Raw genomic sequence first — 22,974 nt, forward strand, 5'->3', positions numbered from 1 at the left:
AATGAGCGAAAATCTCAGGATTGACGGCGCTAGTCGCATTTACCCGATCATCGGTGACCCGATCTCCCAGGTCAAATCTCCCGCCGGCATGACTGCCGCTTTTGCCGCCCGGGGCGTCAATGCGGTCGTCGTGCCCATTCACACCTCGGTCGATGACGTGGACGATTTCATCCGCACCGCCGGACGCACAGAGAATGTGGATGGGATTATCGTCACCATTCCTCACAAGTTCGTGGCTTTGACCCATTGCTCTACCGCTACCGAGCGCGCGCGAATTACTGACTCCATCAACGTACTGAGCCGCAATCCGGACGGCACTTGGCACGGCGAGATCTTCGACGGGCTGGGGATGTTGGGCGGAATTCGCTCACAGGGTGGCGAGCCGAGTGGAAAAAAGACGCTGTTGGTTGGCGCGGGCGGCGCCGGCATCGCCATTGCCCAGGCTCTGCTGGAGGCGGGGGTACGCGAACTTGCTATACATGATGTTGATATCAACCGCCGTGACCACGTCATAACAAGAATGCGGGAGTTTTATCGCGAGCGAGTACACGTGGGGTCCGACGATCCAGCCGGGTTCGAACTCGTGGTTAACGCGACCCCGATGGGGATGCGCCCTGAACACCCTTTCCCCGTTCAGATCGAGCGATTGTCGCCAGACACATTTGTCGCCTGCGTCATCACTGCTCCCGCTGTTTCGCCATGGCTGGCCGCCGCCCGCGAAAAAGGCTGCCGCGGGAGCGGCGGCGTCGATATGTACACAGCCGAGCAGGAGTTAATGCTGCAATTCTTCCTCAATTCGATTCCAACTGCATGAGAGAGGGCTGTCCTCGACGCGATCGCCAGAGCGGGCGTGACGGGCCAAACAATCGCGGTTGACCTTTTATGCCTATCTCGGCCATGTGCAGGTAAGCAACTTCGGAACGGAGACATGAGTAGCATTCTAGAGAAGTCGCTCGCCATCATCGAGTTGCTCGCCGACCATCCTGTCGGGATGGCAGTGTCGATGATAGCGGCTCGCACCGACCAGCCGATTAGCGGAGTTCACCGCACGCTTCAGGAGCTTGCGCGCTTAGGTTATGTGCGTCAGATCCAGGCACAGGGACATTATGTCCTAACGATTCGTATGCCGGCGATGGGGCTTGGTTTTCTGAGCCGTGCCGGCATCACAGATGTGGCTCAACCCATCCTCGATGCATTGGCTGTACGATCAAAAGAGCTGATCCGCCTTTCGGTGGTGGACGGTGACAAGCTCATCTGGGTGGCGGTGGCCCAAGGCGCAATGCATGGGCTCCGGTACGATCCGGGGCAAGAACAGGGAGTAGTCGTGCACCTTGCGAGTACCTCAGCTGGGAAGGCTTGGTTATCGACCATGAGCGACGAGGACGCACTGGCACGGATCTCTGCGCAAGGTCTCGTGCGCGATGCGGAGGGCACAGGCCAGAATGCGCCGCGAAGCCTCACCGAGTTGCTCCGACAGCTCGCCGAGGCCCGCAAGCAAGGTTACGCAGTCGCAGTAGATAGCTATTTGGCTGGAATGGCTGCAATGGCTGTCCCGGTACGCTATCGCCGCACCGGACCTGTGTTGGGCTGCCTTTCCATTGCAGGCCCTGCGGTCAGGCTGACTGCTCAGCAGATGGCTGAACTTGCCCCCGATCTACGCGATGCAGCGAGCGAACTGGGTGAGGCCGCCGCCGGTTCGAAGTATTTTGACGCCAATGTCCAGTCTTTCCAAGTTGGGGAATCAGTTGGAGGATGACCGCCGCCGCCAGTTCGGCGAAGTCTTGGGCTGCAAAACCCAACCGACTTCCCGACAAGTCCGGTCATTGCCGGTATGATTCTGGGCCTTCTTCGCCAAGCAGCAGTTTTCGACGTGCCATAAGTCGAGGATCTGTGCCGAGGAGAAGCCGCGAGGTTGATTATCCAAAGGAAAACACTTGCGCTCCGGCTCGCTGCAGTCGTCAAGAACAGCCGATTTCCTATCGCAATTGGTTGCGGGGGCTCGCAACCAACGGTTCCTGCGATTGGTGGAGACGCCTGTGCCCAGGCTGGCGGCTTAAGCCGTCGGCGCATCAAGCGGTCGCTCAGCGCTCATTTCCTCAACGAGACTTGCGGCATTGCCGCCCGGCGACTTGGCCCGAGCCGACGTAACGCCTGCATGACGCGTGTCGGCGCCTTGGTTACGGAGCATTCGGAAGCGGCGACCGTGGCCTACGCGGTCGGCTACGAGAGCGTTTCGCAGTTCAGCCGCGAATATAAGCGGCTCTTCGGCGCGCCACCCCGGCAGGACGCCGCGAAACTGCAGAACATCGTTGATCCAGGACCATAGGTCTCCCTAGATCACCTGCACGACCCGCTCGGGCAGGATGCGCGGGCGAAAGCTGCCGAGCTACCTGCGCAGCTGTCTCGCCTCTTCCTCGTGTAACGCGCGATGGGCTTCGATCTCATCCAGATGATCCAGCACCCACCTCGCAAGTAGCATGATCGGCGCGGCAAGAGAAATGCCCAGATCGGTCAGGCCATACTCGACCTGAGGCGGTATGGTCGGATAGACCTTACGCGTGACCATCCCATCCGCTTCCAGAGCCTTCAGCGTGCGGGTGAGCATCTGCTGGGAAATCCCACCTATCATTCGTTTCAACTCGTTGAAGCGCCGCGGCTGGTCGGCGAGCATCCCGATCGTGAGAATGGTCCACTTATCGCCGATACGACCTAGGATCGCGTTGACTTTCCGACAATCGGGGTTGGTGCCAGGAAGATTTGGAGGGGCAGGCATATGCATGTGACTAGGCCTCGAAAATATGCGTTCTTGCGGCATCTGCGGTCAGTATTACATATTTGGTCAGCAAAACATACCACCTTCAGGAGTACGTTATGACTGACAAGAAGACGATCGCGATTTTCGGCGCGGGTACTGGGCTCGGTGCCTCCCTCGCCACGCGATTCGGACGCGAAGGCTACAAGGTTGCGCTCGTCGCCCGGCGCGCCGCTCCGCTCGAAGAGCGCGTCGCCGAACTCAAAAGCGCCCGCATCGAGGCCGCCGCCTTCCCGGCCGATCTCACCAATCTGGACGGAATTCCCGCGCTCGTTCGCTCAATCGAGGAGCGGTTCGGGTCTATCGACACAGCTGTTTTCTGCCCGGTTCCTTCGGAGCTCGGCTTCGTCCCGGCGGTGGAGTTGAACGCATCGAGACTCCAGCCGATGGCGAACATCTTCACCTTCTCGCCGATCGAGGTATCGCACGCGGTCCTGCCCGGCATGCTGGCGCGCGGCGACGGCGCCGTCGTTATCGTCGGTGGGCTCACGGCCGTGGTCACGATCCCCGGAATGAGCGGTGTCGGACCAATGATGGCCGCCACGCGCAACTATGTCCTCACGCTCAACGCGGAGGTGGCGCAAAAGGGCGTCTATGCCGGCACGATGAACATCGGAGCGTTCATCGACCGTTCGGCTGGCATACGCGCCGCGACGGCAGGCGGCAAGGAGCTCGACCCGAGGCTGCCGGTGATCGATCCGGATGAGATCGCTGCGGAGATTTGGTCGCTTGTCACCAAGCGCGACCGGGTCGAGGCGATCCTTCCGCAGATGCCAGCGAGCTGACAACAGCAGCGCTGAGAGAAGAGCAACGGGACAGATAAATGTTCACAACACTCGAGCTTTGGGTTTGGCCAGCCAACGACTTGTAAACAAGGAAGCTCCAAATGAAACTTAAGTGGATCTATTGGACCGCCACCGCTCTCCTCGCCCTCATGTATCTCGCGGGCGGTGCCTACTATCTCTCCGACATGGCTGGGGTGCAGCGCGTCTTCCCGACGCTCGGATACCCGCCCTATCTCGTGCCGATCCTGGCCGTTTTGAAGCCGCTCGCTGCCGTCATGATCCTCTGGCGGTTCAGTGTCACCTTGTCCGACCTCGCTTATGCAGGAATGTTCTTTCACTTGCTTCTGGCGGTATCTGCGCACGTCAATGCAGGCGACTACGGGTTTGGACCTGCACTGGTTGCGTTGGTGGCCTTGCTCGTCTCCTTCGCGACGCAGAACGCCGCGCGGCGCAAGCAATCGCCTTATGGAATGTTCCCCAAGGCAGCCGAAGCGAGCAAATGATGGAGGTGGGCGGCGCGGACTATTCAGACTGCGCCGCTCATAAAGGCGCAGCCGCGCTGAGATCGCCTGCGGCGAGGACAGGATGATCGATCCGGCGATAGGAAATCGTGCCTGCGCTGCGATCCGGATCGCTGGAGGAGCTGTGGGGCGTACGCGCAAGGCGCCAATCGTCAGCAGTTAACTGAAGTACCGGCTCACGGGTTTGGGCCCTTGATGCCAGATAATCCATCTCGCGTGTCCGGCTTTTCGCTACCCCGAGGCATTACCCCCGGGCACAATCATCCAAGGAGAGACTAATGGGATCGAAGGGATTTACCGCAGATGATGTGCCGGATCAGGCGGGCAAGTGTTTTGTCGTCACCGGCGCGAACAGCGGCATTGGCTTGGAGACGGCGCGCGTATTGGCGAAGCGCGGCGCCCGCGTGCTACTTGCCTGCCGCGACAGCGCAAAGGCCGAGGCCGCCATGGCAAGCATTCGGGCGGAAGCGCCCCAGGCCGATCTCGCGTTCCTGCCGCTCGATCAGGCGGATATCGAAAGCATACGCGCCGCCGCGGCACTCGCCGCGAAGGAGCCGCGCATCGACGCGCTGATCAACAATGCGGGCGTGACGGTTCCGACGCGGCAGACCACCCGGCAGGGGTTCGAGCTCCAGTTCGGCGTCAATCATCTCGGCAGCTTCGCGCTGACCGCCCTGATGCTGCCCAAGCTCCGCGAAACCCCGGAATCGCGGATCGTCATCACCAGCAGCGGGCAACACAAGGGCGCGAAGATCGATTGGGACGATCTCAATGCCGAGAAGAGCTTTAGCGGGATCCCACGCTATGGGGTCAGCAAACTTGCAAACCTGCTTTTCCTTTTCGAATTGAACCGGCGGTTGCAAGCGGCTGAGGTGCCGATCACCGTTACCGCGTGCCATCCTGGCCTGGCGGGAACTAATTTCGGCAGGGCGAGCATGGCTGGCAGGATCGTGTTGGGGCTGGGCGGTGTCTTTCTCAATACGCCCGCCATGGGCGCCTGGAGCACGTTGCAGGCGGCTACTGGAAATGTGAAGCCCGGTGGATATTACGGCCCCACCGCATTTTTCGAACTGCGCGGCCCCTCCCACGAGTGTGTCCCGTCAAACGAAGCGCGCGATCCTCAACTCGCCCGCCGCCTATGGGACACCTCCGTCGCAATGACCGGCATCGACCCGGGCCTGGCGCCCGCGGATACCGCCACGCCGTAGCACATACCCGGGTCTCCGGCTGATTCCGCTTTTGCTGAGCCGTCGCTCAACGCCGTGCGACATTTTCAGGTGCCTCGGCTGAGCGATGAGGATCTTGATAGGGCCGGCGCAGACGACGCGCAGCTTGGCGACCTGTTCTCGGCAGCGCCTGAAGAATTGCGTGATCTCCTCCGCAACGCCTTCAACCTTTCACTCGCGGCGCAACTGCTTGCCGATGGCGCCAGCCCGGACAGCATCCGCACAGTCTCGACTCAATCTGATCTGGTTGACGCGAGCGTAAGGCCACAAAACGTCCATCCCTTAAAGAGCCAAATCAAGCATGTGCCATGGGCGGCGGTCTTGATGAGATTCGAACCCGTGGGGTTCGCGTTTCAGCAGGCGCCGACGCACCAAGCTGTGAATATTTTGACCATGAACCATGACGCTATGGCGCGACGCCGACGCGATACTTCTCAGCCATCTTCCAGAACCAGTCTTGATCGAGATTGGTTTCGTGAGCGTCTTCGACAATCGCGCGTTCGGCTCTATCAAAGAGCCCATGGCATATTTCATCGTCGTCATGGCGCGAGTAGTAGGCGATCCCGTCTGCTTCGATCGGATTTTTCCAGAGGGCTGTCGACCATGCTTGTGGCACATCATAGGGCAGTCCGCCATGTGTCACTTCGGCCGTTGCGCCGAGACGTGCCAAGCCCGGCCCAGCCAAACGGATGAGTTTCAATGTACGAGTAACAGTCAGGCGAACGTAGGCTTTTCGCCTCATGAAATCGATATCAATCAAAGTTCTTCCGGGCGTTCGCAAAAAGGTCTCCGCGAACGCGCCAGCCGTGTTCCCCGCCGTATAGAGGACACCGAAGGATCCGTCCGGCGAATTGAAGCGGCCAAGCTTGGACTTGTCAAAAAAAATGGGATCGTAGGCCGCCGTATAGAAGCGGTGGAGGGTCGCGCCGCTCGGGATTTCGAGCAATAACGGTTCTCGAGAGTCGAGATCGGTCGGAGGGAGCGGCGCGGTCACGCTCCCTGGTCGCCATATCGCATTGCTGCCTCAACAACCAGTGCCACATCGCCGCTCTTCAATAACTCTATCGGCCGACGTTGATTCAATCGAGCGTCAGGATTGATGAGGAAATTGAGAACCGTCCACGGATTTGTCGTATGCAAGGCATCACGCACCGCCTTCAAGCCGGGTACAACCGTTCCGTCGCGTTTGAATTGTACGGTAGGATAGCTACGACGATTGCTTGGGCCGGGGACTGCAATCAGCGAGCCTTCCTGCACCCTCTTGTCGACGGCTTGCCGAGAGACGCCACGCATTAAGGTGCGAACCTGCTCAAGATCATATGCCCCGCCCGCTTCTCGCAAATCTTGCTGGGCTATCCGAATGCCTTCAAGAACTGCTCGGGCGCGCGCGTCAGGTTCAAATGCGCTCTTATCTACGACGGGTTCTGCCCTATTGCGCGCCGTCTCGCGCTCACCGGCGGTGACCTCAGCTACTCGTGTAAATCGACCACCAAAGGTCTCTTCTATCTTTTTGACTGAGTCAGGTCTTGTGGAGACGATCGCAATCTCGGCGCCTGCGGGCAGTTCGTATCCGGCAAGGGCCTTAGCGGCACCACGTTTGATCGTGAACATCGTCATGATTTTTTTCGATTTCCTGCGTCGCGCTCTCGCTGCGCGCGCTGGTGGTTTGGACAGGGCTTTCTGTGCCATACTGCACACCTCCGATATCCTGAATATAAGCAGCTAGGCAACATTGTCAACGATAGCAACGTCGCCAACTAACGGAACCCGACACTGCGCGGATCACCTAGAATTATCCCGGCGTGGCCAGTATGATTCGCGCCGGCACGCAGGTGGGGAGAAAGGTCTGCACGACGTGCAACGGTGCCGGGGTGCTCACTTCGAGCGCGCGACGAAAACAGTCGAATTGAAGCCCTGCGCCATGTCATCTTTCCATTCGCCAGCAACCTCATTATTCCCGGTGTGCCAAACTCGTCCGTGCACTATGACCTGGACACTCCGCATCAAGCAGGTTCGCCGTAATCGCGGTGCGGCATTACCCATGGCTACTTTCGTCGTCGACGACCAGAACAGTGGTGTGCGGATTCGTCAGCGCGGTGGATGGCGAGAGTGACCGGGGTGCGGGACTTCGGCGTCTTGCGGATGAAATTGAACCGTGCCACGTGATAGCTCGGATCAAAGCCATAGAAACTCCGCCGCATCCGCCGCAACTCCTCCTCGCGGTAGGCGGCAAGCGGTTTGGCCGCTTCATCGCGGGCACGGCGCTGACGCTTGGCGGCAATCTGTCCCGCAAGATCCGGCGACGCTTTGAGTTCGACGGCGACACGGCGCAGCTCCCGGTCGGCAGCGTCGACATCGCCTGGCAGGCGCCGGACCGCTAGTCCGAGCTCGAGCGCCTCGTTGATCCCCATCGGCAGGCGCGCCTGCGTCACGCGGCGGGCGCGATCCTCGCCGATCCGGGCGGGCAGGAGATAGGTCCAGTATTCCGAACCGTAGAGATTGCCCATGTCCTTGTAGTGTGGGTTAAGGATGACACCGTCGCGCATCCAGACCTCATCGGCGGCGAGCGACAGGAAGACGCCACCGGCGCCGGCATTGCCCAGCACGGCTGCGATGACCAGCCGGTCGTTCGTCTCGATGATCTCGCGCACAAGGTCGTTCATTGCATTGATGTTGCGCCAGGATTCGTCGGCGGCGCTGTCGGCGCTTTCGATGATGCTGAGATGAATGCCGTTCGACCAGCAATCAGCGTCGCCGCGCAGCACGAGAACAGGAAGCGGGCGCGCCTTGGCAGTAATGATCGCCTGGCGGAAGATTTCACAATCCTCAACCGACATCGCACCGTTGTAGAAGCGGAAATCAACGAACCCGACACCGTCCTCTTCGAGATAGCGGCAGGACTCGGGACCGGCCATGATCGGCAGCGCGTCCGCCTCCGCTCCAAGCAGACGCAGCACCGGCAGTTTCAGACTTCGCGGTTCCGCCCGGCGGAGATGGCCGATCCAAAGGGCGCCCTCGCGGAATGCGATGGCCACTGCCTGCCGTGACCGGCCGACCAGCGTGCCCGGCGGTCCCGAGAGCCCTTCCGCCGCTTCGGCATCGAACACCAGAAAGGGTTGTCCGCTGATTGTCAGCGACGCTCCGGGTTCGCCGTCGGATGCATGAATGACGCGAAGCGCTTCATCCGCCGAGTGGTGCGCGGGATCAAGAGCCCGATTCGACTTCCGGCAGGCAGGGCGCTCGCGGCCCCTGCCCCAGTTCGCGGGCATGACAGGACCCTCCCCGCGCTCCATCCGTCCAACCGCGTCGAAAACGCAGCCCATTGCCGCCTCGGTAACTTCGTGACGGTAGAGGCTTGATTTCCGGGCGGTCCGCATAGGAAATTCCCGCCACGCCCAGACCGGACCGGCATCCATCTCCTTCCGCGCGTCGATGAGTGTCACGCCCCAGGTCGCTTCGCCCTCGAGGATCGCCCAGTCGAGCGCATTAGGGCCGCGATCGCCGCGAATGCCGGGATGAACGATCAGACAAAGCGTCCGGCACCAGACATCGGCGGGGATCGGTCGCTTCAGGAAGGGCGCGATGACGAGGTCAGGCGAAAAGAGCGCGATCGCCTCGCGGGTGAGGTCGTCATGGACATCGAGTTCTACCGATACTTCATGGCCCGCCTGCCTCAGATCGACATGCAGCCGCTGGGTGAGCGAATTGAAGCTATGGCAGAGAAGCAGGATTCGCATCGACCTCTCTCAGCAGATTCGGGGCAGTTGCTCGCCCGACAGCCAATCGACGATGCGGCCGCCTCCGAACGAGGTCGTCATCTGCACGAAGCAATTTTCGTCGGCAACGGCATGGCCGATGAGCATCGCCTCCACTCCTAACGGATGGGCGCGCATTGCCGCGAGCACGGCGTCCGCGCCAGCGGGCGCAACCACTGTGATCAGCTTGCCCTCATTGGCGACATTGAGCGGTTCGAGACCGAGAAATTCGCAGGCGGCGGCAACCTCTGGCTTCAGCGGGATCGCCTCCTCGTCGATATGGAAGCCGACCGTCGACTGGCTGGCGATCTCGTTGAGCGTTGCCGCGATGCCGCCGCGTGTCGGGTCGCGCATCAACCGGATGTGCTTACCGCCGGCCTCGACCATCGCCGCAACCAGACCATGCAGCGCGGCGCTGTCGGAGGCGATCGCCGTATCGAACTCAAGGTTCCCACGTTTCGACATCACGGCCACGCCGTGGTCGCCGATCGAGCCGGAGATGATGACCGCATCACCTGGGCGGGCGGCGTCCGCACGGAGGTCGAGTCCGATCGGCACCCTTCCAACGCCGGCGGTCGAGATGAAGACGCCGTCGGCCTTGCCGCGCTCGACGACCTTGGTGTCACCCGTGATGATCGGCACGCCGGCTTCCCGTGAGGCAGCACCCATACTGTCTGCGATGCGTTCGAGATCGGCGAGCGGGAAGCCTTCCTCGATGATGAAACTGGCCGAGAGATAGAGCGGCACCGCGCCCGCCATGGCGATGTCGTTGATCGTGCCATTAACGGCGAGCGTTCCGATATTGCCACCCGGAAAGAACAGCGGCGAAACGACATAACCGTCCGTCGTCATCACCATGCGCCCGGCCGGCGCCGGGAAGGCCGACTGATCGTTGCCGGCTCGCAGCCAGTCGTTATCGAACGCCCTATGGAAGATTGCCTCGATCAGATGGCCCATGGCTCGGCCGCCGGCGCCATGTGAGAGATCGACGCGGCCGTTGGCGATGTCGAGCTTCCGCTTGTAGTCATTCATCCCCATCAGGTTCATGCGACGGCCCTCGTGGCGTCCTCGCACCTCCCCTTTTGGCGGAAGCGCCCATAGGTCCAGTGGGCGGCGCAGGCGCCTTCAGATGAAACCATGCAGGATCCCATCGGTGTGTCCGGAGTGCAGACGGTTCCAATGAGCTTGCAATCGGCCGGCTTCTTGACGCCGCGCAGGATGGCGCCGCACTCGCAAGCGGGATTGTCCTTGACCGAGGGCGTAACCATGGCGAAACGCTTCTCCGCATCATAGGCGGCATATTGTGGCTTGAGACGGAGCGCGCCATAGGGCACCTCTCCAAGTCCCCGCCATTCGAAACTCTCCCGGAGTTCGAAGAAATTTGCCACTTCCGCTTGAGCCTTCTCATTGCCGAGCGCGGTAACGGCGCGGATATATTGGTTCTCGACCTCATGCCTGCTGCCATTGACCTGGTGGACGAGCATCAGGATTGCCTGGATGACATCGAGCGGCTCGAATCCCGCTACCACGACTGGCTTCTGAAACTCATCGGCGAAGAACTCGTAGGGTTCGGTTCCAATGACGGTCGAGACATGGGCAGGACCGATGAAGCCGTCGATCTTGATCGTGCCGAGCTTGCGGACTTCGGGGCTCTCAAGGATGTTCTGGATCGCTGCGGGCGTGAGCACGTGATTGCAGAAGATCGAGAAATTGCCGAGCCCCTTGGCGACCGCCGCTTTGAGCGCCAGCGCGGTCGGCGGCGTCGTGGTCTCGAAGCCAATGGCGAAGAACACCACTTCGCGCGCGCGTTCAGCTTCCGCGATTTTGAGCGCATCGAGCGTCGAATAGACCATGCGGATATCGGAGCCGGCTGCCTTGGCCTTGAGCAGGCTCGATCCGTTCGAGCCGGGCACGCGCATCAGGTCGCCATAGGTGCACAGTGTGATCTCCGGCCGCATGGCAAGCGCGATCGCCGCGTCGATCCGGCCGACTGGCAAGACGCAGACAGGACAGCCCGGGCCGTGGATCATCCGAACACTTGGCGGTAATAGGTCCTCGAGGCCATGGCGGGAGATCGCATGTGTATGGCCTCCGCAGAATTCCATCAAATGATAGGAGCGGTCCGGATCGGCGATCCTCGCGATCTGCCGCGCGATATCCTTGGCGAGTCTTCGGTCGCGGTATTCGTCGATATACTTCATGCCGAATCTCCCATGGCAGCTTCGTGGATCAGGGCGAGTGTCCTTTCCGCCTCTTCCGGATCGATTTTCGCCAGCGCGTAACCAACATGAAGCACGACAAAATCGCCGACTTTCACATCGTCGACGAGCGCGGTCGAAACGATCTTCGAGACACCATCGAGCGTCACCTTCGCCATGTCATCTGGCAGCAGTTCCCTGACTTGGACCGGAATCGCTAAACACATGTCCGAACTCCTCGACCGATGCATGGTTGTTCATGATGACCTGGCGCGAAAAGGCTGCCTGGCCGAGCGCGATGCCGCCGTCATTGGCTGGCGCCAGCTCAGGCAGATACGGGTGGAAGCCGCGCTCCCGGAGTGACTGCATGAGCCCGGCCGCGAGGACGCGGTTCATCATGCAGCCACCACCGAGCACGATCTGCCTAGTAGCGAGACTGCTGGCCTTATCTGCGGCCCAGTCCGTGAGGCCCGCAATCAACGTGCCGTGGAAAAGGTCGGCTGCGGCTGAGGCACTGAGGTGGTGTCGCGCTAGATGCCGGATGAGCGGGCGGAAATCGAGCTTCCCGTCGCAGATCACGAAACCACCCTCCAGCCCGACCGAATTGCGAACCAGTGCCTCGAATTCCATCGCCGCCTGTCCCTCGTGGCTCTGGATGAGGCGGACGCCGGCAATGGCCGCTGCGGCATCGAAAAGCCGCCCCAGACTGCTGGTGCCCGGCAGTTGCATGCCACGCTCGAGCATCACTGTGAGCTGGGCAACACCGCGATGGCCCGGCCAGAGCCGTGGTGCGAGATCGATACATCCAGCCGCGTGGAGAGCCGCGACACCCATGCGCCATGGCTCCCGCGCCACTCGGTCGCCGCCCGGCAGGGGCAGGGACGTGAGCGAGCCCGCGCGGCGCCAGTGATGGCCGTCGACAACCAGCATCTCGCCGCCCCAGCTCGTACCATCGGCGCCAAAGCCGTGACCGTCGAGCGCGAGCCCTACAACCGTCCCGGACAGGTGGTGTTCCGCCGCCACCGCCGCGACGTGGGCGAGATGGTGCTGGACCGGCACGATAGGCAGGCCGAGGCTCTCCGCCATCCGAACCGAGCGGAAGTCCGGATGCAGGTCGCAGGCGGCGAATTCGGGCCTTACGTCAAGGATCGAACAGAGATGGTTGATCGTCTCGCGCTGAAAGCGGATCACCTCGCGATTATCGAGACCCCCTACATGCTGGGACAGAAACGCCTCACGGCCGCGCGTGACGCAGATCGTGTTCTTGAAGTCAGCGCCGGTGGCGATCACGGAAGGGCCGTCGGCGCCGAAATCGATAGGCTCGGGCACAAAGCCGCGCGCGCGGCGGATGAAAGAAGGCGCACCACAGATCACCTGCATGACGGAGTCGTCGGCGCGAATGGCGATGTCGCGGTCATGCGTGACGATTAGATCGGCAATCGCGGTGAGACGGCGTTCTGCGTCGGCATTGTCTGCGACGAGCGGCTCTCCTGTGGGATTGGCGCTGGTCGCGACCAATGCGGGAGAACAGTGCAGGCGCTCGGCCAGCGCGTCGAACAGCAGGTGGTGCAGCGGAGCAGAAGCCAGCATCATCCCTATCCGTGCGAGCCCCGGTGCAATGAGTTTGGAGAGTCCACACGCGCGGGGCTCCACGAGGACAATCGGGCTGGCGGCAGAAGCCAGCAACGCCTCTTCCGCGTCGGTCAACCGCGCAAGTTCTCGTGCCGCGTCGACGTTGCGGACCATGACGGCGAACGGCTTTTGATCACGCGCCTTTCGCAGCCGGAGGAGATCGATGGCCGCATCGTTGCGGGCGTCGCAGAGGAGATGAAAGCCGCCGATCCCTTTCAGCGCAACGATGCCGCCTGCCGCGATCTTCTGTTCGGCCTCTCCGATCGGATGACTGAGCCTCGGCCCGCAATCCGGGCAGGCGACTGGTTCGGCATGGAAGCGGCGGTTGTCGGGATCGGTATAGTCAGCGGCGCAGGCCGCGCACATTTGGAATGAAGCCATGGAGGTCTGCGCCCGGTCATAGGGCAGCGCGCGGGTAATCGTGAAGCGTGGGCCGCAATGGGTGCAGTTGATGAAAGGATAGCCGAAGAACCGACTCGACGGATCGGTCAGTTCCTTCAGGCATTCGTTGCAGGTCGCGGCGTCCGCACCGATCCGGGTCTCACCCCGGCCACCCAGGCTTTCGCGGATTTCGAAGCCTTCGCCGCCGGAGGGATCGACTTCGAGCACGTCGATCGAGTCGATGCGGGCGAGCGGCGGGGCCCCGTTCCGGATTGTGTCGGGGAAGCGATCCACATTTGGGCCCTCGATCTCGATCAGCACGCCGGCGCCATCGTTCAAAACGAAGCCTGAAAATCCCATGTTTCGGGCGAGTCTGTAGGCGAAGGGCCGGAATCCGACGCCTTGGACGGCGCCGCGAACGCGGAGCCTGAGCCGCCGGACAGGATTTTCTACCGATCGCGCGAGCGCGCCGCCCATGGACTACGCCACCTTGGTCCGCGAGGCGCGGCGAGCGAAAGAAGTCTCGAGCCAGGCATAGAAGGCCTCCATGCCTTCGCCGCTCCGGGAAGAGACGGTGAGCGTCTGTAGCCTTGGATTGACTCGCAGCGCATTGGCAATGCAGAGCCCGAGATTGAAATCGAGATGCGGGAGCAGGTCGGCCTTGTTGAGCATCATCAGGTCGGCGGCGGCGAACATATCAGGATATTTGAGCGGTTTGTCCTCGCCTTCGGTGACCGATAGGACCACCACCTTGTGCGCCTCGCCAAGATCGAAGGCGGCGGGGCAGACGAGGTTGCCCACATTCTCGATGAAGAGCGCCGAACCGGGTTCGGGAGCCAAATCCTCCACGGCATGCCCGACCATGTGAGCATCGAGATGGCAGCCCTTGCCGGTATTGATCTGGATCGCGCGGGCGCCGGTCTCACGAATGCGCAGGGCGTCGTTCGTGGTCTGCTGGTCGCCCTCGACGACGCTGATCGTAAGACGATCCTTGAGATCGTTGATGGTGCGCACGAGCAGGCTGGTCTTGCCCGAGCCGGGGCTGGAGACGAAGTTCAGCGCGTAGATGCCATTGCGCTCGAAGTATCGCCGATTCTCGGCGGCATAGGCGTCGTTCTTGGACAGGACGTCGCGCTCGACCTGGATAATCCGCTCCTGGCTCATGCCTGGAACATGGACTCCGGCAATGCCGCGGCCATAGTGGACACTGCCGTCCTCCGCGTGATGATGCGCATGATCATGATCATGCGCATGGGCGTGGTCCCCGCCCTCGTGCTTCTGGCCATCGATGGCCGACGTTCCGCAGCCGCATACCGTACACATCAGATCACCTCCATGTCCCGGATCTTCAATTCGTCGCCCGCCGTCATCTGAACCCGGTGCCGCCCGCAATCGGGACAGGGCCCGAAGCGGTCGGCGAGCGCCACCGTCTTTTCGCAGTTCATGCACCAGCCCTCACCGGGGACCCGGTTGATTTCGAGCGTGGCCCCTTGCGCAATCGTGCCGTGCCGCACCGCCTCGTAGCAGAAGAGCAGCGCGTCAGGGTCGGCATGGCTCAGCGAACCGACATCGAGCCGAACGGACTTGATGCGGGTGGCGCCATGCTGGCGGGCCGTCTCGCAGGCGATATCGATCACGCTCTCCATCAGCGACATTTCATGCATGGGTGGCCTCGCGAATGTTGACTTCGAAGGCGACGCAGGGGTCGAGGAGCAGGGCAAGAAGGGAGACGGATCGCGCTGCCGTCCCACCCGTCCCGATCCTCAACGACAGCAGCCGATCGACGAAAGGCCCTGCTGGATGAAAATTCCACTCTGTCGGCGCGAGGATGCGGTAGGCGGCGAGCCGCCCGTCCCCGCCGATCTCGGCGTAATGATAGAGCCGGCCGCGCGCGCATTCCACCGCACCATAGCCGCCCGCATCCGGCGTCGGTCCGCCAGCAGCAAGCGACGGCCAGTCTTCTTCGCCAGATGACGCAAGGCGTGCGAGCTGCGCCAGGCAATCTTGTATATCGCTGATGCGTGCGAGCAGACGCCGCCCCAGATGCGGCTCGTGGGGTGAAGTGGCCGCAACGCGGCGGGCAAAGGAGCCCGTCTCCACGACCCGGCCGGGAAGACGCGGCATGCTGGCGAAATCCGGTTCATCGCAGAGACGGGCGATGACCTCAGCATCGTCTTCTGCGGTCAGAGGATCCGGGCTGCGCTGCGCGAAGGCGGCAGCATCGTCAAGCTCCCGCAGCATTACACAGAGGACCGAACCGGCCACCGGTTCATTGCCATTGTGGGGAGTGCCTAGGGCGTGGGCGGCAGCGGAAAGCCGCGTTGCTTCGGCCGCCAGGCTGTCTTTCGCAATCTGTCCACTCCGCGCCTGCGAGACAATCGCCTGCGAGGCGGCGAGCGCTTCGCGCAACTGCCGACCGGCGATGACCGCCATCTTCTCGGGGAGAGGCGTGGGCCAGCGCAGGACCAGTGCGCGAAGGGTTTCGAAGGTCCGCTCGGCCAGCAGGCCGGCCATGCCGGCGGTGCGCGCGTCGGCACCCATCACCAGGCCCGCCGCGTTGAGGACCGCGATTCTGGAGGCCAGAGACTGCGCGAAACTGCAAAGAGAAAAGACCTGTCCCGCTAGTGCGGGCGCCTCCCCCGGCCGGCGGCCGACGAAGACGCGCGCGAGTCCGCGCGGCCGATTCGCCTTAACGGCGACCGAACAGGCGAGCGCACGCGACACCGTCACGTCGATCCCCATCGTGCCTGCACCGAGGAGATAGGTCATTGCGTTATCGCTTCCTCGTTCTTGCGGAGATGGCCGCGCAATAGGTCGCGGCGGTCCAGGGTAGCCGCAGGCGCCGGGGGCGGTTCGAAGGCGGACGGATCGAAGAAGGCCCGAACGGCCTCCTCCGCGGTATTTAGCGCCGCTTCGATGGTGGCAATTTCGAAAACAGGCGAAGACAGTGAGCCGAAATCGACCCGTCCGATCGTGTCGCGCTCGCTGGCGTTGCCCGCGGGCAAACCGATCCGGACCGCCGTGCCCATCGCGACGCGCGCCGCAGGCGGCGCGTGCGGAAGATCGAGCGCCACGAGGTTCATGAACCAGGGCGTTGTAACAATCCCGAAGGCGCGGCCGCCATAGGCACGGAAGCCAGTGGCGGCGACGCCCAGCGCAGGGTTGCAGATCGGCACATCGATCATGGCGGTGGCGTGAATATTCCTGTAATGCTCCTCGAGCCGCTGCCCGAGCGCCAAGGCAGGGTCAGTCCCGGCGCGTTCAGCGTCCATGGCCGAGCCTCATGAACTTTGATCGAAGCGTGTCGCAATTCGGGCAGCGCCAATCCTCCGGAAGGTCGGCAAAGGAGATGCCGGACTCGATTTGCCAGACCGGGCGACGAGCCGACCTTCAGCGTCGGTAAAACGGATACGCCAGACGCCGGCCATGACGGCTTCCTGCATCTGTGCGGTGGTTCTGTTCGAAAGTGCGGCGACACCCGCGACTTCGCCCTCGCCGAGGGTCTGGGTTATCAGTTCCTTGTCGTCGTCCGGATAATCTGTGATGTCGAACAGCCGGCTTGGCTCAGCTGCTTTCTGGACAGCGATGGCATCGGCGAGCTCCGGCAGGAGCATCGCCGTCCGCGGACATCGGCGGATCATCTCTTCAGCGCTGCTTGTGGCAAGAAAATTGAGCCTGCGCGCGCGCAGTGACGGCTCCGCGCCGATCGGCATGACCGTCATTGCCGCATCCCCCTTTTCGGGGCGGCCCAGAGACTGGCCTTCATCGCACGATCTCCTTGCCGGCACGGGTGATCTCGACCCTGGGGCCCGACGGACGGCCCTATGCCCGGCGCATCGGGCGCGAGCCACGCGCCGATCTTGTCGACATATTCCGACCAGTTGCGGGTCTTTCCGAGCACGCCGACGAGCTGATCCCGGTGCGTCACGACAAGGCTCGGCATGACCACGACGTTGAAGCGCGTCTTGAGCGTTTCGTCCGCAGTGCGGCGTACCACCGCGCCGCTCAGGTGGCCGCGAAAGAACTGCAGAAGTTCAGGAAGAACCATGGCCACGTCATCAGTCTCTGGCCGCTGCACTGGATCGCCGGTGAAGAACAGCACGGCATTTTCAGGCTCGCCCACTGTCGGAGCGAGAAAGGCATCGATGTTCGTCTCATCGACGAGAGGCAGGCGTGACCGCTCGTTCAACGCGCGGACCAAGGCAGATGGCATTGTCTCCTCCACAAATCCATTCGTTCAGAAATGATTGCCTGCAAGCAGCGTGCCAAACTGAGCTTGGATTCCATTGATCTGAAAGGATATTCGCCCAAGGCTCAGTCCCGAGAGCCTCTCGATGGAAAGTCAATTTCGAACGTGGAAGTTTTCTTTTTAGTTGTCGCGCAGATGCGACGGCAGTTCCGCTTCCCGGGAGATCAGATCAGCGAAGAGAGACTCGAATGCTCTACCGTCAACCGCCTCGGCCAAACCGGCAAGCGCGTCGTCGATCGCGCGCGCCTCGAGGGCGTCGAGCACGCGGATGGCTGATCCGAGATGTGTCAACAGCCACGTGCCGACGGGCTGCGGGCCTACCAGCATCAGGGAGATCGAGGAGATTGCGCCGTGGCGATCGCATTGGGCGACGAACTCGTTGCCGGCGACGACCCGCATGGGAATACCTATGCACATGATGCGCTTCCTCCATCACTGGGATCAAATAAATGCGGGAGCCGCCGGGTGAGAGCTTTCCGAGCGGCTCCCGACGGGCCTAAGCCCTGGGAGATGGTTCAGCCGGCCAGTAGAGCCGCGCCGGCAAGAGCGACGACCCAGCCGGCGATCCGCATTGCGGCCTGTCCGGCCTTGCCGAACCTGAGTGAGGCCAGACAGATGCCGATAGCGTTCAGAGCGATCGTGGCTACCAGGAAGCCGGCCACATATCCGCCCGCATGCGCAATTGCAGGAAGCTCGGTTCCATGAGCGTGGCCATGGAAGAGCGCACAGATACCGACCACCGTCGCCGCCACGGGTATCGGAATCTTCACTTCGAAGGCGACCAGAAGTCCAAGCACGGCTACCGTCAGCGCAATCCCGGCCTCCACCATTGGAAACGGAAGCCCGTGGATGCCCATGATAGCGCCGACCGCCATTACCGCCACGAAGGCGGAGGGTACGATCCATCGCGCTTTGCCACCGAGTGTCGATGCCCAGAAGCCGACGGCGACCATGGCCAGGATATGGTCCAGACCGCTGAATGGATGGCCGAGACCGGAGAGTGCGCCATCGGCATGCAGCCCGACATGGGCATGCGCGAAGCCTGGTAGAGCCAAAGCGGCAAGTGTCGCGGCGATCCTGCGGTATTTCATGGATGTTTTCCTCAGAGGTTCAGTGCGAGCGGTTCGGTACGGCGCTCGTAATTGTCAAAGTCGATATCGTTTTCCAGGAGCGGCAGTGCCACCGCCCCCTGCGGCCGTACGGTCACCGGGACGCCCCAGTCACGCAATATTCGGACGGCGGTCTCGACTGCCGCAGGTATGACAGCCTTGACCGGAGCCGTAAGAGGGCCACCCCAATCCTCAAGGTCGAGCGGTTGGCAGCCGATCAGCGACAGTCGCCGTGGATAGTGGCCCATGAAGTCGGCGGCGCTCAACACATCCTGGAAACCGGTCTGGTGCAGGCTCATCTTCTTCGCGCCAGTGAATTTTGGCACTTCGTGGTCTTCCACCACCTTCATCGTGCCCGGCTCGAGGCCATAGTCGATGGCGTCGAAGACGATCAGCCGGTCATGCTCGGTAACGAACTGCACGAGATAGAGCCCCTGCGTGCCACCGTCGAGAATAGTCACGTTGTCAGGGACTTCGTAGGCTTTGTGGAAATGCTCCACGGCACGTATGCCAAAACCCTCGTCGGCCCACAGGATGTTGCCGATGCCGAGCACGAGAATGCGGGGGAGCGGCGCGGATTTCACAGGATGGGGAACCACCATCTAGTCCTCCCGATCCTTAATTAGTCGCGCGCCGGAGATCATGGACGAGATGATGGTCTGCCCGGTCATGATGTCTTCGTGGACCGCCACGTAGATGTGGACGATCACGAAGACCAGGATCACCCACATGCCGAGGTGGTGAAAGGTGCGGATGTCCTGGCTGTTCGGCCAGACGGAGACTATCCAGCCGAAAAGCCCATAGTCCCATCTGTCACTGCCCGCGCCTTCGCTATAAAGCGCGAAACCCGTGATCACCATGAAGAAGAGAGGCAGCGTGAACATAGAGAACATGGTGAATTGGGCTAACGGATTGTGGCCAACATATTTCTTCGGCTGTTGGGCGAGGAACGTGTAGCACCGCACCTCGTGCAGCCATTGCTTCCAGAAGCAGCCGCTCCAGAACGGCACATAGAAGATCTGTCGGGCATGCACATTGCCGACCAGAGCCCAGTAGACCCTGAGGAGCAGGAACACGGCGAGGATCTGTCCCGCCGCGAAGTGGATAAAGCGGATGTACCCCATCAGGAAATTGGCGTTGGCTTCGCCGGGCACCGAGGGCAGCGGCGAGCCGATGAAATAGCCGGTGACCGCGAGTGTCAGGATCGAGAACGCGTTGACCCAGTGCCAGATGCGCACCGGAGCGTCATAGACATAGACGCTTTGACGCTCGACGGCCTTTTCGCAATCGGGGTTGGCGGCGATGGATTCATGGATGCTCATGCCCGAACCCCCTCACCGGACCTCAACCTTGGCCATTTCCTGCCCCTGCGGGCTCATGACATGCGTCGAGCAGGCCAGGCACGGATCGAACGAATGGATGGTGCGCAGGATTTCGAGCGGCTGGGCCGGATCGGACATAGGTGTGTCCATCAATGAAGCCTCAAAGGCGCCGATATTGCCCTGAGGGTCGCGCGGGCTACCGTTCCAACTTGTCGGCACCACGCACTGGTAGTTGTCGATCTTGCCGTCCTTGATCTTGATCCAGTGGGCAAGCGCGCCGCGCGGCGCCTCGGTGAAGCCGACGCCTTTGACCTCCTTGGGCCAGGTCTCCGGTTTCCACTTGTCGCCATTGGCGGTCGAAGAATCGCCCGCTTTGATGTTGGCGATCAGCTTGTTGTGGAAGTAGCGCATCTGATGACCGGCCCAGCTCGATTCCAGTGCGCGGGCGGCGGTGCGGCCCAGCGTCGAAAAGAGCGCAGACATCGGCAATCCGAGATCCGTGAGCACCTTGTCGACCGGGTCCTTGAACTGCGCCTTGTTTTGGGCGTAGCCGACGACCCAGCGGGCGAGCGGTCCCACCTCCATGGCATGGCCACGCCAGCGCGGCGCCTTGATCCATGAATATTTCGCGGCTTCGTCGAGCTGTTCGATATGGGTCTTGGTCCCCCTGGCATTGGGACCAAGTTCGTAATGCGGCTCCGTGACGCCCTCCCAGGGATGGAGCCCTTTGGTCTCGTCAGGATATTTGTACCAGGAGTGGGTCACGAATTCTTGGATCTGTTCAGGGTCCGCATGGTCGACTGGGTGGATTTCGGCGAGGTCGCCGTTGATTATCGCGCCACGCGGCAGCTTAAGGCTGGCGTCGGAGTAGTCGTTGGGATGTTCCGGCACGTCGCCGTATGCCAGGACGTTTTTGCCCGATAGGCCACCGCCATAGAGCCAGTCCTTGTAGAAGGAACCGATGACCATGATGTCGGGAACATACACCTTGTCATTGAACTCTATGATCTGATCGATGATCGAGGTCACCATATTCAACCGTTCCATGTTGATCGCGCCGACGGCGCCCGCGCCATCGATGTTGATCGGACAGGGCACACCGCCGACGAGCCAGTTCGGATGGGGATTCTTGCCGCCGAAGATCGTGTGGATCTTGACGATCTCCTTCTGGAAATCGAGCGCCTCCAGATAATGCGCCACCGCCATTAGGTTGGCTTCAGGCGGCAGCTTGTAGGACGCATTGCCCCAATAGCCATTCTTGAACGGACCGAGTTGACCAGACCCGACGAACTTCTTGAGCCGGGTCTGGATGTCCTTGAAATAGCCGGGCGAGGACAGCGGCCAGTCGGAGACGGATTGTGCCAGAGCTGAAGTCGCCTTGGGATCCGCACAAAGCGCCGAGATCACATCCACCCAGTCGAGCGCATGCAAATGATAGAAATGCACGATGTGGTCATGCACCTGAAGCGCCAGCTGCATGAGGTTACGGATGGAGTTTGCATTGTCCGGAATGGTGATACCGAGCGCGTTCTCGACCACGCGCACCGAGGTCAAAGCATGTGTACCGGTACAGACGCCGCAGATGCGCTCGGTAAAGGCCCAAGCGTCGCGCGGATCGCGGTTCTTGAGGATCACCTCGATGCCGCGCCACATAGTCCCCGTCGAGACGGCATTGCGAATAATGTTGTTCTCGTCGACATTGACTTCAATCCGCATATGGCCCTCGATGCGGGTGACGGGATCGACGATGATGCGCGTACCGGAATTGTCCAGCGTAAAGCCGTTCGGTGTCTTGATTGTCATGTTGGTGCCTCCCCCGAATATTAGGCTTCGGCTTTTTCACGCTTGGTGGTGACGCGCTTGACGGCAGTCACGGCGGCATGCGCGGCGATTGCGCCGCCGACGACCCCGGCCGCGGCCAGACCAACTTTGTCGGCGTTCGCCTCGACGCCGAACCGCTGAAGGTTGGTGAGGCGGTCATAGAAGCTGCCATCATCCCAGAAGGCCTCTTCCGAGCAGCCGATGCAGCCGTGGCCGGATTGGATCGGGAAGGACACTCCACCGTTCCAGCGCACGGTTGAGCAGGCATTGTAGGTGGTCGGGCCCTTACAGCCCATTTTGTAGAGACAGTAACCTTTGCGAGCACCGTCGTCGTCCCATTCCTCGACGAATTGGCCGGCATCGAAATGAGAGCGCCGGTAGCATTTGTCGTGGATGCGCTGCGAATAGAACATCTTCGGACGCCCCTGGCGGTCAAGCTCGGGCAGTTTGCCGAAGGTGGTGATGTAGGTCACGACGCCGGTCATCACCTCGGCTATCGGCGGACAGCCGGGAACCTTGATGATCGGTTTGTCGAGGATGACCTCATCGATCGGCGTCGCCTGCGTCGGATTGGGTTTGGCGGCCTGCACGCAGCCCCAGGAGGCGCAGGTGCCCCAGGCGATAATGGCAAAGGCGTCCTCGGCCATCCACTTGAGCTTCTCGACGAAGGGCCGCCCACCGTCGATGCAGAACATACCGTCCTCGTTGAGCGGCGGATTGCCCTCGACGGCGAGAATGTATTTGCCCTTGTATACCTCCTTCGTCTCCTCGAGGATCGCCTCCGCCTGATGGCCGGCTGCCGCCATGATCGTGTCGTCATAGTCGAGCGAGATCATCGACAGGACCACGTCTTTGACCAACGGATGAGCCGAGCGGATGAAGCTCTCCGAACAGCAGGTGCATTCGAGCCCGTGCATCCAGATGACGGGAACGCGCTCCTTGGTCTCCAGCGCCTCAGCCATCGCTATGGCCACCTTTGGCCCGAAGCCGAGGCTCGCGGCCGTAAGGCTGCAGAACTTTGTGAAACTGCGCCGGGTGATCCCCTGTCGGCGGATGACGTCATAAAAGGTTTCGGCAGCTGCCATGTTGCTCCTCCAGCAATCCCATTCCCCACACAATCGCTCGGATGGACATCGCGCTCTGTCAGAAATGCTCCCCGCAAG

At 61.7% G+C, this 22,974-nt stretch carries 26 protein-coding genes and 1 pseudogene; 6 read left to right on the top strand and 21 right to left on the bottom strand.

Translation table 11 applies throughout. The features are described 5' to 3' along the window. Position 1 precedes the first annotated feature (1 nt). The 3 genes from GHK62_RS26425 (at position 2) to GHK62_RS26435 (ending at position 2,326) form a co-directional block, all read left to right on the top strand. Positions 2-814: a shikimate dehydrogenase family protein gene (locus GHK62_RS26425; RefSeq protein ID WP_153441969.1), complete on the top strand. Its 813-nt coding sequence runs from the start codon at positions 2-4 to the stop codon at positions 812-814. Positions 815-928: 114 nt separating this feature from the next. Next, entirely contained in the window at positions 929-1,756 is an 828-nt protein-coding gene (locus tag GHK62_RS26430; RefSeq protein ID WP_153441970.1) for an IclR family transcriptional regulator, read from the top strand. Between the two features lie 399 nt (positions 1,757-2,155). After that, the gene (locus tag GHK62_RS26435) at positions 2,156-2,326 is read left to right on the top strand and encodes a helix-turn-helix domain-containing protein (protein ID WP_380785915.1); all 171 of its coding nucleotides are present in this window, start codon (positions 2,156-2,158) and stop codon (positions 2,324-2,326) included. A gap of 60 nt (positions 2,327-2,386) precedes the next feature. Here GHK62_RS26435 and GHK62_RS26440 read toward each other — a convergent pair whose 3' ends face one another. After that, a complete protein-coding gene (locus GHK62_RS26440; protein WP_153441971.1) occupies positions 2,387-2,779 on the bottom strand; it encodes a winged helix-turn-helix transcriptional regulator in 393 nt (130 codons plus the stop codon). Between the two features lie 92 nt (positions 2,780-2,871). On the opposite strand from GHK62_RS26440, the gene GHK62_RS26445 reads away from it, so the two are divergent. The 3 genes from GHK62_RS26445 to GHK62_RS26455 all read left to right on the top strand — a co-directional run bounded on the left by GHK62_RS26445 (position 2,872) and on the right by GHK62_RS26455 (position 5,326). Next, positions 2,872-3,597, top strand: coding sequence for an SDR family NAD(P)-dependent oxidoreductase (locus GHK62_RS26445; RefSeq protein WP_153441972.1), 726 nt, complete (start codon positions 2,872-2,874; stop codon positions 3,595-3,597). 101 nt (positions 3,598-3,698) lie between these two features. Then, positions 3,699-4,100 (top strand): DoxX family protein, encoded by a 402-nt coding sequence (locus tag GHK62_RS26450; protein ID WP_153441973.1) that lies wholly within the window; start codon positions 3,699-3,701, stop codon positions 4,098-4,100. Between the two features lie 296 nt (positions 4,101-4,396). Further along, positions 4,397-5,326, top strand: coding sequence for an oxidoreductase (locus GHK62_RS26455; protein ID WP_153441974.1), 930 nt, complete (start codon positions 4,397-4,399; stop codon positions 5,324-5,326). A gap of 424 nt (positions 5,327-5,750) precedes the next feature. Here the strand turns inward: GHK62_RS26455 and GHK62_RS26460 are convergent, their stop codons facing one another. The 20 genes and pseudogenes from GHK62_RS26460 to GHK62_RS26555 form a co-directional block, all read right to left on the bottom strand. Continuing rightward, on the bottom strand, positions 5,751-6,338 hold the full coding sequence (locus GHK62_RS26460; RefSeq protein WP_184108887.1) for an RES family NAD+ phosphorylase: 588 nt from the start codon (positions 6,336-6,338) through the stop codon (positions 5,751-5,753). Then, a complete protein-coding gene (locus GHK62_RS26465; protein ID WP_234887069.1) occupies positions 6,335-7,033 on the bottom strand; it encodes a hypothetical protein in 699 nt (232 codons plus the stop codon). The genes GHK62_RS26460 and GHK62_RS26465 overlap by 4 nt, the downstream gene beginning before the upstream one ends. 356 nt (positions 7,034-7,389) lie before the next feature. Next, positions 7,390-9,081 (bottom strand): enoyl-CoA hydratase-related protein, encoded by a 1,692-nt coding sequence (locus GHK62_RS26470; protein ID WP_153441975.1) that lies wholly within the window; start codon positions 9,079-9,081, stop codon positions 7,390-7,392. Positions 9,082-9,090: 9 nt separating this feature from the next. After that, on the bottom strand, positions 9,091-10,137 hold the full coding sequence (hypE, locus tag GHK62_RS26475; protein ID WP_380786173.1) for a hydrogenase expression/formation protein HypE: 1,047 nt from the start codon (positions 10,135-10,137) through the stop codon (positions 9,091-9,093). Positions 10,138-10,142: 5 nt separating this feature from the next. Next, a complete protein-coding gene (gene hypD, locus GHK62_RS26480; protein WP_153441976.1) occupies positions 10,143-11,300 on the bottom strand; it encodes a hydrogenase formation protein HypD in 1,158 nt (385 codons plus the stop codon). After that, on the bottom strand, positions 11,297-11,524 hold the full coding sequence (locus tag GHK62_RS26485; protein ID WP_153441977.1) for a HypC/HybG/HupF family hydrogenase formation chaperone: 228 nt from the start codon (positions 11,522-11,524) through the stop codon (positions 11,297-11,299). Before GHK62_RS26485 ends, hypD begins: the two co-directional genes overlap by 4 nt. Next, complete coding sequence (gene hypF / locus GHK62_RS26490; protein ID WP_153441978.1) at positions 11,478-13,787, bottom strand: carbamoyltransferase HypF; 2,310 nt, start codon at positions 13,785-13,787, stop codon at positions 11,478-11,480. The genes GHK62_RS26485 and hypF overlap by 47 nt, the downstream gene beginning before the upstream one ends. Positions 13,788-13,790: 3 nt before the next feature. Next, positions 13,791-14,633 carry a hydrogenase nickel incorporation protein HypB gene (gene hypB, locus GHK62_RS26495; RefSeq protein ID WP_153441979.1) on the bottom strand — a complete coding sequence of 281 codons (843 nt, stop codon included), beginning with the start codon at positions 14,631-14,633 and terminating at the stop codon, positions 13,791-13,793. Continuing rightward, positions 14,633-14,974: a hydrogenase maturation nickel metallochaperone HypA gene (gene hypA / locus GHK62_RS26500; RefSeq protein ID WP_153441980.1), complete on the bottom strand. Its 342-nt coding sequence runs from the start codon at positions 14,972-14,974 to the stop codon at positions 14,633-14,635. The genes hypB and hypA overlap by 1 nt, the downstream gene beginning before the upstream one ends. After that, complete coding sequence (locus GHK62_RS26505; RefSeq protein WP_153441981.1) at positions 14,967-16,079, bottom strand: nickel-dependent hydrogenase large subunit; 1,113 nt, start codon at positions 16,077-16,079, stop codon at positions 14,967-14,969. Before GHK62_RS26505 ends, hypA begins: the two co-directional genes overlap by 8 nt. Further along, complete coding sequence (gene hybE / locus GHK62_RS26510; RefSeq protein WP_153441982.1) at positions 16,076-16,582, bottom strand: [NiFe]-hydrogenase assembly chaperone HybE; 507 nt, start codon at positions 16,580-16,582, stop codon at positions 16,076-16,078. The genes GHK62_RS26505 and hybE overlap by 4 nt, the downstream gene beginning before the upstream one ends. Next, positions 16,572-16,673, bottom strand: coding sequence for a rubredoxin (locus GHK62_RS26515; RefSeq protein WP_184108899.1), 102 nt, complete (start codon positions 16,671-16,673; stop codon positions 16,572-16,574). The genes hybE and GHK62_RS26515 overlap by 11 nt, the downstream gene beginning before the upstream one ends. Before the next feature lie 71 nt (positions 16,674-16,744). Further along, positions 16,745-17,032 (bottom strand): annotated as a pseudogene (locus GHK62_RS35075) (hydrogenase expression/formation protein); the annotation flags it as partial. After that, positions 17,029-17,523: a thioredoxin domain-containing protein gene (locus GHK62_RS26525; RefSeq protein ID WP_234887070.1), complete on the bottom strand. Its 495-nt coding sequence runs from the start codon at positions 17,521-17,523 to the stop codon at positions 17,029-17,031. The gene GHK62_RS26525 and the pseudogene GHK62_RS35075, both read right to left, overlap by 4 nt. A gap of 156 nt (positions 17,524-17,679) precedes the next feature. Next, complete coding sequence (locus tag GHK62_RS26530; protein WP_153441983.1) at positions 17,680-17,976, bottom strand: HypC/HybG/HupF family hydrogenase formation chaperone; 297 nt, start codon at positions 17,974-17,976, stop codon at positions 17,680-17,682. Positions 17,977-18,074: 98 nt separating this feature from the next. Then, positions 18,075-18,650, bottom strand: a complete 576-nt coding sequence (gene hupE, locus GHK62_RS26535) for a nickel permease HupE (RefSeq protein ID WP_153441984.1) — start codon at positions 18,648-18,650, stop codon at positions 18,075-18,077. Between the two features lie 11 nt (positions 18,651-18,661). Next, positions 18,662-19,270: a HyaD/HybD family hydrogenase maturation endopeptidase gene (locus tag GHK62_RS26540; RefSeq protein WP_153441985.1), complete on the bottom strand. Its 609-nt coding sequence runs from the start codon at positions 19,268-19,270 to the stop codon at positions 18,662-18,664. Continuing rightward, on the bottom strand, positions 19,271-19,990 hold the full coding sequence (cybH, locus tag GHK62_RS26545) for a Ni/Fe-hydrogenase, b-type cytochrome subunit (protein WP_153441986.1): 720 nt from the start codon (positions 19,988-19,990) through the stop codon (positions 19,271-19,273). 12 nt (positions 19,991-20,002) lie between these two features. Next, the gene (locus GHK62_RS26550) at positions 20,003-21,793 is read right to left on the bottom strand and encodes a nickel-dependent hydrogenase large subunit (RefSeq protein ID WP_153441987.1); all 1,791 of its coding nucleotides are present in this window, start codon (positions 21,791-21,793) and stop codon (positions 20,003-20,005) included. A 20-nt stretch (positions 21,794-21,813) separates the two neighbouring features. Continuing rightward, the gene (locus tag GHK62_RS26555) at positions 21,814-22,896 is read right to left on the bottom strand and encodes a hydrogenase small subunit (RefSeq protein WP_153441988.1); all 1,083 of its coding nucleotides are present in this window, start codon (positions 22,894-22,896) and stop codon (positions 21,814-21,816) included. Between the last annotated feature and the right edge of the window lie 78 nt (positions 22,897-22,974).

Source organism: Sinorhizobium terangae, assembly GCF_009601505.1.
In the GTDB taxonomy this organism is placed as follows: Bacteria; Pseudomonadota; Alphaproteobacteria; order Rhizobiales; family Rhizobiaceae; genus Sinorhizobium; species Sinorhizobium terangae.